Origin of the sequence: Shewanella sp. SM55 (assembly GCF_025654025.1) — a bacterium.
GTDB classification, from domain to species: domain Bacteria; phylum Pseudomonadota; class Gammaproteobacteria; order Enterobacterales; family Shewanellaceae; genus Shewanella; species Shewanella oncorhynchi.
The window spans coordinates 1-583 of record NZ_JAKKRS010000047.1 but is presented as its reverse complement, the minus strand read 5'-3'; the positions used below and the strand labels follow the sequence as shown (position 1 = coordinate 583).

General features: G+C 56.9%; 1 pseudogene. It reads left to right on the top strand.

Annotated features, from left to right (window positions below):
• Positions 1-583, top strand: a pseudogene (locus tag L5L91_RS22645) (hypothetical protein); the annotation flags it as partial.

The window sequence follows — 583 nt, the reverse complement described above, 5'->3', positions numbered from 1 at the left end:
GGCTCGTTCGCCTGTCGCGGCGAACACCACAAACACGCCTTCAATGTCACAGACGGATGGCGTGCCTACGGAAGATACCCCTGCGACAGTGGTGCCTGAGGCGAATGCTGCACAAGGATACACTGGCCGTAAATGGGAGGTGAGTAGTTCAACACCTGTGAATCTGAGTCAGGGTGCGCAAACGGGCAGCAATTACACCCAAGGACCTAGACGTAATTTGGGGACAACCCCAGATGCAGCGCCGAGTGCAGCGACAGCTCATCCTCGTGGTCCTGTTCCTGCAACGGGTAATGGTTCGCCATCGATGACAGATGATGGCACTCAAACCGATGTTCCTACAGCCGTCGCAGAAACACCGACGAATGCGGGGACACCTGCTCGTCCGCCTGTCGCGGCGAAGACCACAAACACGCCAGTAACGTCACAGACGGATGGCGTGCCTACGGAAGACACCCCTGCGACAGAAGTGCCTGAGGCGAATGCTGCGCAAGGATACACCGGCCGTAAATGGGAGGTGAGTAGTTCTACACCAGTAAATCTGAGTCAGGGTGCGCAAACGGGCAGCAATTATACCCAAGGACCT